This window comes from Pseudomonas sp. BN505 (genome assembly GCF_029873175.1).
GTDB lineage: Bacteria > Pseudomonadota > Gammaproteobacteria > Pseudomonadales > Pseudomonadaceae > Aquipseudomonas > Aquipseudomonas putida.
On record NZ_SSOI01000039.1, the window covers coordinates 72434 to 79089 of the forward strand.

Sequence of the window (6656 nt, forward strand, 5' to 3'; positions counted from 1 at the left end):
GCACGCACACTCATTCCATGAGGCCCATCATGGCAACGCCCGCCTGTTTCGACCCTCAAGCGTTTCGCGCCGCGCTCGGCACCTTTACCACGGGAGTGACCATCATCACTACCCAGGCCGAAGACGGCTCGCCGGTTGGCATCACCGCCAACAGCTTCAACTCGGTCTCGCTCAACCCACCTCTGGTGCTCTGGAGTCTGTCCAAGAACGCCCGCAGTCTGCCGGTGTTCAGCGGTGGTCGCCACTGGAACGTGCACGTTTTGTCGACGGAGCAGGAAACCCTGTCCGGCCGTTTTGCACGTCAAGGGGAAGACAAGTTCTCCGAGATCCAGCTCGACACCGGCATCAGCGAGGCACCGCTGCTGCAAGACTGTACGGCGCGCTTCCAATGCCGTACGGCCTTCCAGTATGAGGGCGGCGACCATGTCATCTTCGTCGGCGAGGTGCTCGCCTTCGACCATAGCGATCGCGCGCCGCTGGCCTTCCAGAGTGGCCAGTACGCCCTGGCAATGCGCAAACCGCGCAACGAGCTGCGCCTGGCAACCACCCCGCCACCGCCCGAGTGCAGTTATACCGAAGACTTGCTCGGCTACCTGCTCGGGCGCTCGCACTACCAGATGCTGTTTGCACTGCGCCGTCTGCTGAAGAACCAGCAGCTCGATGAACACGCGTTCTTCATCCTCTCCACCCTGTGCATTCGGGACAACCTGACCCTGGACGAGATCAACGCCTTCGTCGGCTACACCGGCCATGTGGTCAGCGCCACCAGCATGCGCTTCCTGGAACGCCAGAACCTGGTCGCCCGTGAGCTTGATAATGAGCAGGTCCGCTATGTACTCACAGCAGACGGGCGGGAGGCTTCCTTGCAGGAGGTGGCCCTGGCCAAAGCCGTCGAGGAGGATATCGCTGCCCGTCTCGGCGCCGGTGACAGCCAGGCACTCAAGGTGTTGCTCAAGCGCCTGATCGCCACCTCCGACCCGGGCTTGCCGGACCTGTGGGCGCCGCGCTAAGCACTGTGACTTCCCTGAACCATTAGAACAACAAGGACAGCCATGAGCATTCTGCAACGCTTCAACCTCACTGGCAGTGTCGCCATTGTCACCGGCAGCGGCCGCGGCATCGGTCGCGCCATTGCCTTGGCCTACGCCGATGCTGGCGCAGATGTGATCTGCAGCGCCCGTTCGCTGGCAGATGTCGAGGCCGTCGCCGAAGAGGTACGCAGCCGAGGGCGGCGCGCCCTGGCCCTGAGCTGCGATGTCACCGACAGCGAACAGCGCTGCGCCTTGGTCGCCAACGCCGCCGAACAGCTGGGGCGCATCACCCATCTGGTCAACAATGCCGGGGGCGGCGGCCCCAATGACCCGCTGAAGATGAGCCCGCAAGACTTCGAGCAGGTGTTGAGCTTCAACGTCAGCGCCGCCTATGCCCTTTCACAGCTCTGCGTTCCCCTGATGCGCGACGCCGGGGGCGGCAACATCATCAACATTACCTCGGTCGCCGCCCGTTATGCCCAGCGCCATTTCAGCGCCTATGGCACCGCCAAGGCTGCCCTGACTCACTTGACGCGCCTGCTGGCACAAGAGTTTGCGCCGCAGATCCGGGTCAATGCGGTGGCGCCAGGGCCAATCCTGACCGACGCCCTGGCCGGGGTCATGCCCGATGCCATGCGCAAAACGATGGAAAGCAACACCCCGCTCAAATGCCTGGGTCAACCAGAGGACATCGCCGCCGCGGCCCTTTACCTGGCAAGCCCCGCCTCGGCCTGGGTCACCGGCAAGATCATCGATGTCGATGGCGGCGCCGATTCCAGTGTCTGGCCGGGTTGAGGCCTTTTTACCGGGCGTGCCTGCAGCTGGCCCGGCCTGTTATCCACTTGCCACAGAGCGACCTCCCTATGGATGCGCAACTGATTGAAACACTGGGCGACGAGCTGTTCCATGCCCTGAACGCACGCCAGAGCCTGCCCCCGCTGACCCAACGTTACCCGGCCATCAGCCTTGACGACGCCTACCAGATCTCCCGGCGATTTCTGGCGCGTCGCGAAGCGGTGGGTGAGCAAGTGATCGGCAAGAAAATCGGGGTGACCAGCCGCGCCGTGCAAGAAATGCTCGATGTGCATCAGCCCGATTTTGGTTTTCTAACCGACCGTATGCAGGTTGCCGATGGCAGCGACATCAGCTTTGCTGCCCACCATCTGGTGCAGCCACGGGCCGAAGGCGAGATTGCCTTTGTACTGGGCGAAGACCTGCAAGGTACCGATATCAGCGCCAACGATGTGCTGGCGGCCAGCGAGTGGGTTATGCCGTGCTTCGAAATTGTCGACTCGCGTATCGAGAACTGGCAAATCCGCATTCAGGACACCGTTGCCGACAACGCTTCATGCGGTGTTTTCGCCCTGGGCCAGCAGCGCGTCGATCCGCGTGAACTGGACCTGGCCGAGGTCCAGTTGCACCTGTTCAAGAACGGCCTGCCGGTGGGCAGCGGCCTGGGCTCGGCGGTGCAAGGCCACCCTTGCGCCGCCGTGGCTTGGCTGGCCAACACCCTGGGCCGACTGGGCATCCCGTTTCGCAAGGGCGAAATCATTCTGTCCGGCGCCCTCGCGCCACTGGTACCGGTCGCACCGGGTGACTTCGTCAGCCTGTCGCTGAGCGGCATGGGCGAGATGCACCTGAACTTCGTGCCCTGAGCCTGCGGCCGTTCCTTATTCCGATCGAGAACAATGCCATGAGTAAAAAGATAAAATGCGCCCTCATCGGGCCCGGCAACATCGGTACCGACCTGCTGTACAAGCTCAAGCGCAGTGAAGTACTGGAACCCGTCTGGATGGTGGGTATCGACGCCACCTCCGAAGGCCTGGCCCGCGCCGCCGCGCTGGGCCTGAAAACCACCAGCGAGGGCGTCGATGGCCTGCTACCGCATGTACTGGAAGACGGCATCCAGATCGCCTTCGATGCTACCTCCGCGTATGTGCATGCCGAAAACAGCCGCAAGCTCAATGCCTTGGGTGTGCTGATGATCGACCTGACTCCGACAGCCATCGGCCCCTACTGCGTGCCACCGGTCAACCTGAAGCACAACCTTGGCCTGGGCGCGATGAACGTCAACATGGTGACCTGTGGCGGCCAGGCCACCATCCCGCTGGTGGCCGCGGTGTCCAGCGTGCAGCCGGTGGCCTATGCCGAGATCATTGCCACGGCGGCCTCGAAATCGGTCGGCCCGGGCACTCGCAAGAACATCGATGAATTCACCCGCACCACCGCGGCGGCCGTGGAACAGGTTGGCGGCGCAAAAAAGGGCAAGGCAATCATTATCGTCAACCCCGCCGAGCCGCCGCTGATCATGCGCGACACCGTGCACTGCCTGACCGAAACCGAGCCTGACCAGGCAGCCATCACCGTCGCGATTGCCGACATGATCAAGCAAGTCCAGCGCTATGTGCCCGGCTACAAGCTGGTCAACGGCCCGGTGTTCGACGGTAACCGGGTATCGATTTTCATGGAAGTCGAAGGCCTGGGCGACTACCTGCCCAAGTATGCCGGCAACCTCGACATCATGACCGCCGCCGCCGCGCGCACCGCCGAGATGTTTGCCGAAGCAATGCTCAAAGGCGAGCTGACCCTGCGTGCCAGCACCCCACAACCTGCCATCGCCTAAGGAGCGCACCATGGACCTTCACGGCAAATCCATCACCGTCCACGACATGTGCCTGCGTGACGGCATGCACCCAAAACGCCACCAGATCACCCTGCAGCAAATGAAAGACATTGCCTGTGGCCTCGACGCCGCCGGTGTGCCGTTGATCGAGGTGACCCATGGCGATGGCCTGGGTGGCAGTTCGGTGAACTATGGTTTTCCGGCGCACAGCGACGAGGCGTATTTGTCGGCGGTCATCCCGCTGATGAAAAACGCCAAGGTCTCCGCACTGCTGCTACCGGGCATCGGCACGGTCGATCACCTGCAGATGGCCTACGAACTGGGCGTCAGCACGATTCGCGTCGCCACTCACTGCACGGAAGCAGACGTGTCCGAACAGCACCTTGGCGCGGCCCGCAAGCTGGGCATGGACAGCGTCGGGTTCCTGATGATGGCCCATATGAACAGCCCGCAAGGCCTGGCCACCCAGGGCAAGCTGATGGAGAGCTACGGTGCCAATTGCATCTACATCACCGACTCGGCCGGCTACCTGCTGCCCCACGACGTCAGCGCGCGGGTCGCGGCGCTGCGTGCAGCGCTCAAGCCCGAGACTGAAATCGGCTTCCATGGCCATCACAACCTGTCGATGGGCGTATCCAACTCGATCGCGGCCATTGCCGCTGGCGCCACCCGTATCGATGCCGCTTGCGCAGGCTTGGGCGCCGGCGCCGGCAATACCCCCATGGAAGTACTGGTGGCCGTCTGCGACCGCATGGGCATCGAAACCGGCGTGAGTGTGTTTGGTATCCAGGACGTTGCCGAGGACCTGGTGGTGCCGATCATGGACTTCCCGATCCGCAGCGATCGCGATGCCCTGACCATGGGCTATGCCGGTGTCTACGGCTCGTTCCTGCTGTTTGCCAAGCGCGCTGAAAAAAAGTACGGCGTCCCGGCGCGGGAAATTCTTGTCGAAATGGGCCGGCGCGGCATGGTCGGCGGCCAGGAAGACATGATCGAAGACACCGCGATGACCCTGGCCAGGCAACGCCAAGCCAGCGCCTGACCGCTTCACGCGGCCCAGGCACAGCTTGGGCCATTGCCCATCTCTGCGGTTTGACCGGGAGTCATCCATGAGCAGTACGCACCCTCAACCCATCGGCTGGCGCAGCCATGGTCTGCTGTTTGTGCTCGCGATGATGTACGCCGACAACTTTGTCGGGCGGCAGATCATTGCCGTGATGATCGAACCGCTCAAACAAGAGTTCGGTGCCAGCGACACCGCCATGGGCCTGGTTTCGGGCCTGGCCTTCGCTGCCGTCTATGTGCTGCTGGGCCTGCCTGCCGGGCGCCTGGCCGATCGCCTGTCACGCACACGCCTGCTGGCCATCACCTGCTCGTTGTGGGCGCTGGCAACGGTGGCCTGCGGCCTCTCGACAAGCTTTGCGATGCTGGTGATCGCGCGCATGGCAGTAGCAGTCTTCGAGTCACCAAGCACCTCCACCTCGATGTCGATCATTGCCGATATCTACCCACCGCACCGGCGCTCTTTTGCCATCAGTTGCTACACCGCCGCGCCGACGTTCTCGACCATCGTTGCGCTTAGTGCCGGCGCCTGGGTGGTCGACCAATATGGCTGGCGCAGCGCTTTTTTTGCTGTCGCCCTGCCTTCCCTGCTGATCAGCGCGGTGTTTGCCTTTGTGATGCGCGACCCGGTACGTGGTCGCTACGACCTCCCCCATAGCCACGCCAGCCAGGCTGCACCGCCCATTCAAAGCCTGCTGGGCAGTGCTCGTGCACTCATGGCACAACCGGCCTACCGTTGCCTGGTACTGGCTTGCGGCATCACCACCTTCAGCGCCTACGCCTTTGCCATGTGGAATGCCAGCTTCCTGGTGCGATCGCATGACCTGCCCCTGCATTACGCCGGCCTCCTGGCCGGCCTGGTCGGCGGCACCTTTGCCGGGCTAGGGGCGTTGTTCAGTGGGTGGCTGACTGACCGCCTGGTGATCAGGAGCCAGCAGTGGCAAATCGGCATTCCGCTCATCGGCCATGTGGTCGGCAATTGCGCGTTGGTCATTTACCTGCTTTGGCCACGTGACATCCTGCTGCATGCGGGTCCGGTTCCGGTACCCAGCGCGATGCTCTGGTGCGCGCTGGGCAGCTTTTTCTCGGTATGGTGGGTGGGCCCGTGCTTCTCGTTGTTGACCCAGTTGGTGCCCGCCCACCGCCGGGCTACCGCCGTCGCCCTGCAGACCATCATCTCGACCTTGTGTGGGGTCGGTATCGGCCCATTGGCAACCGGGCTACTGAGCGATGTACTGATGCCATTGCTGGGAGACGAGTCGCTGCGCTACGCCCTGCTGCTGGTCAGTCTTACCATTGTCATACCGATCGTGCTGCTCTGGCGGACCTATCAACACCTGGCCGCGCCCTCGCGGCTTTCTGCCTATGCCTGAAACCTGAACATTGGCGCAGAATCGCCGATCAACTAGTTGAAACGGACGATCCACCCGCACATTCCCTACGTTACCGTCATTGTCAGACACCCGCTGCCCCGCGTTCGCAATATCAATGACTGGAGAGCTTATGAGGATACTGGTAAGCGTCAAACGAGTGGTCGACTACAACGTCAAGGTTCGCGTCAAGGCGGACAACTCCGGCGTCGACCTTGCTAACGTCAAGATGTCCATGAACCCCTTCTGCGAAATCGCCGTGGAAGAGGCCGTACGCCTGAAGGAAAAAGGCGTTGCGACCGAGATCGTCGTCGTTTCCGTCGGCCCGACCACTGCCCAGGAGCAACTGCGTACCGCCCTGGCCCTGGGTGCCGACCGTGCCATCCTGGTAGAAGCCGCTGACGAGCTGAACTCCCTGGCGGTGTCCAAGGCGCTGAAAGCCGTTGTCGACAAGGAGCAGCCTCAGCTGGTCATCCTTGGCAAGCAGGCCATCGACAGCGACAACAACCAGACCGGCCAGATGTTGGCTGCGCTGACCGGCTACGCCCAGGGCACCTTCGCCTCCAAGGT

The 6656-nt window shown here is 62.7% G+C and carries 6 protein-coding genes and 1 pseudogene; all 7 read left to right on the forward strand.

Annotated features, from left to right (window positions below; all coding sequences use genetic code 11):
• Positions 1 to 29: 29 nt before the first annotated feature.
• On the forward strand, positions 30 to 1010 hold the full coding sequence (locus tag E8E78_RS11935) for a flavin reductase (protein WP_016499795.1): 981 nt from the start codon (positions 30 to 32) through the stop codon (positions 1008 to 1010).
• Between the two features lie 42 nt (positions 1011 to 1052).
• Complete coding sequence (locus tag E8E78_RS11940) at positions 1053 to 1826, forward strand: glucose 1-dehydrogenase (protein ID WP_049275580.1); 774 nt, start codon at positions 1053 to 1055, stop codon at positions 1824 to 1826.
• 68 nt (positions 1827 to 1894) lie between these two features.
• Positions 1895 to 2686, forward strand: coding sequence for a fumarylacetoacetate hydrolase family protein (locus tag E8E78_RS11945; RefSeq protein WP_049275581.1), 792 nt, complete (start codon positions 1895 to 1897; stop codon positions 2684 to 2686).
• A 38-nt stretch (positions 2687 to 2724) separates the two neighbouring features.
• Positions 2725 to 3654, forward strand: coding sequence for an acetaldehyde dehydrogenase (acetylating) (locus E8E78_RS11950; protein ID WP_049275582.1), 930 nt, complete (start codon positions 2725 to 2727; stop codon positions 3652 to 3654).
• 10 nt (positions 3655 to 3664) lie between these two features.
• Positions 3665 to 4696, forward strand: coding sequence for a 4-hydroxy-2-oxovalerate aldolase (gene dmpG, locus E8E78_RS11955; protein WP_049275583.1), 1032 nt, complete (start codon positions 3665 to 3667; stop codon positions 4694 to 4696).
• A gap of 67 nt (positions 4697 to 4763) precedes the next feature.
• On the forward strand, positions 4764 to 6089 hold the full coding sequence (locus tag E8E78_RS11960) for an MFS transporter (protein ID WP_049275584.1): 1326 nt from the start codon (positions 4764 to 4766) through the stop codon (positions 6087 to 6089).
• Positions 6090 to 6219: 130 nt separating this feature from the next.
• A pseudogene (locus E8E78_RS11965) lies at positions 6220 to 6656 on the forward strand (electron transfer flavoprotein subunit beta/FixA family protein); the annotation flags it as partial.